This is a genomic window from Polyangium sp. 15x6, assembly GCF_029960785.1.
GTDB lineage: Bacteria > Myxococcota_A > Polyangia > Polyangiales > Polyangiaceae > Polyangium.
The window spans coordinates 1-2,215 of the sequence record NZ_JASBQE010000237.1 but is presented as its reverse complement, the minus strand read 5'-3'; the positions used below and the strand labels follow the sequence as shown (position 1 = coordinate 2,215).

At 58.9% G+C, this 2,215-nt stretch carries 1 protein-coding gene and 1 pseudogene; both read right to left on the bottom strand.

Annotated elements, in window-relative coordinates:
* Window positions 1–602: 602 nt before the first annotated feature.
* A complete protein-coding gene (locus QHF83_RS53170) occupies window positions 603–1,940 on the bottom strand; it encodes a hypothetical protein (RefSeq protein WP_282425860.1) in 1,338 nt (445 codons plus the stop codon).
* 60 nt (window positions 1,941–2,000) lie between these two features.
* A pseudogene (locus tag QHF83_RS53165) lies at window positions 2,001–2,215 on the bottom strand (hypothetical protein); the annotation flags it as partial.

The following is a 2,215-nucleotide window of genomic DNA, read 5'->3' as shown; positions in this document are numbered from 1 at the left end:
CCTGCTCGATCTCTGCACGAATCGCCGCCGCTCGCTGATGGTTCCGCATCGGGTGCTCCCTTCGGGGCACCAGCGTCGGAGGAGCGAGCCGTCGGTGTCAGGACGGGGGTGGGCGAGGTGGTACAATGCTCCGGGGATGCAGGGCTGCCATGTTTTGAGAGCTGCGCTGCCGCCTATAACCAATGTGGCATACGGTGCCCTTCTGACCCCGTCTCCAAGTGTTTTACAGATTGCGTACGCCAAATTGAGTAGAACCGCGCTCGACGTCATATTTCCGCCGCCCCCGCATCCGGGGGGGCCGAGGTGGCGGAAATGAAGGCGGCGGAATCGACTCGCCGCGAGCTCCTCGACGAGCGCCGCGACGCTCGACGCGAGCACCTCGACCAGGGGTTCGGCGGAGTCGCACGTTGCGACGAGGGACGAGGTCGAGGCGGACGATCGCGGCCTCGTCGAGGGCGACGGGGAGGCCGGGGCCTCGTCGAGGGCCTCGAGCTCGGCTAGCTCCGCGCACGTAGGCGGGACGAACGGCCAGGCAGGGAGCAGGGTTCAGTGCTCGCCGGGCTACTGCCAACTCCGTCGGTGCGTGCAAGATCAGTGAGACGTTAATTGTTGGAAGAGTTAACGCTAGGCGACTCTTTCGGCGGGGCTGCGGTAGACAAATCTGACGGCGCGTTCGATTTGCCAAGCGCCGCCGGTTCCTCAGGCGACTGAAAACGATGCTTCAATAATGGGACTTGGCTACGCAGCTCCTTGATGCGCAGCCGAACGGAATCAATGGCCTCACCACCCGTCCTATGTTTCTGTTCAACAATTGCAATAACACGCGCCACATCTTCGCCATCATCCGCTCGACGAACCTGGCGAACCAACTTGGTAACATATGATTTACCTTTCTGTTGGACCTCCTCCGCATGACGAGTGTTCTTGTCGATGGCATCCATCGGCGCGTCAATGGCCTGAACGTCCACACTATCAAGCTCAGGCTTGTTAAACAATCGCTCAACCGCATCAAACTGGCCTAGCACCTGCCTAATTATCGAAAGCAACTGATCCTGAGCCCCGAGAATATTCGCAACAGTGTCTTGAGTAAAGTGCTGAAAACGCAATCCATGCAGAGTCAAATCTATTCGCTGCCTTGCCTCATCAATCGACAAATTGTCCAAGACAATCCCCCGCCGGATGCGAACCAGGTCGTGGACGAGAGGCAACTTGGCTTTCTCGCCTACAAGAATACGGACCAGAAGAATCTGTGCCACGAACAAGGCTCCCACACGAACGCTGGTCAGATCGTACCGATGTGCAACGAACACACACAAATTGGCCGACGCAACAATCTCACAGATACCAAGAATACCATATAGACACCTCCAGAAACGCCCGATGGAAGACGTATTATAATGAAACTGCGTAAAGCTTAGAATCAGCACCAACAACATTACACCAGAAGCCATGGCATTGTACCATTTTACAAAATGGATAACAGAGCCAAACGGCTGCTCAATCACTGAGCCCGCAAAACCGATTAAAACGGACACCAGCGCATAGGTCAGAGCGCTGTAGGCGACACTGGTTCGGCGGTGTCCTGCAAAGCGTAGCACGGTCAGAAATCGCGACCGGGGCTGCTCACCGACCGTGTGTGCCAGGGCGGCATCCAGAAGGGCGGCACCGTCAACGAGAATGAGCACGGCTATGGCCACGACAACTGCAATGTCTGCCTTAACAGCCCCCGGCCTGTATTCGTTGACCAGCAACCACCCAACACCGGCCATAGCTGCCAAAATAACCCAGACCGAGAACCCCGAGCGTTGATATTCCACGTTGGCGCTGCCAATTTCATCACGCAGCAATTCCAGTACGACCTTCCGCTCCTCGTCTGCCGACTCCGAACCAGCAGGTTCCATCTGGCTACCCTCCGACCTGTTTTCGTCCGCGTTGGGCATGGGCGCGTACACTCTCACATTCCGGAACGTTTATCTAGTACCAGCGAGGTTTCTAAGGAGCTATTCCCATCCCGCTGTTGGGAGGGCCCTCCGTGCGAGGCGGCGGAATCGACTCGCCGCGAGCTCCTCGGCGAGCGCCGCGAGGCTCGACGCGAGGACCTCGACCAGGGGTTCGGCCGAGTCGCACGTTGCGGCGAGGGGCGAGGTCGAGGCGGGTGATCCCGCCGTGGTCGAGGGCGACCGGGGAGGCCGGGGCCGCGTCGGGCCCGTCGAGC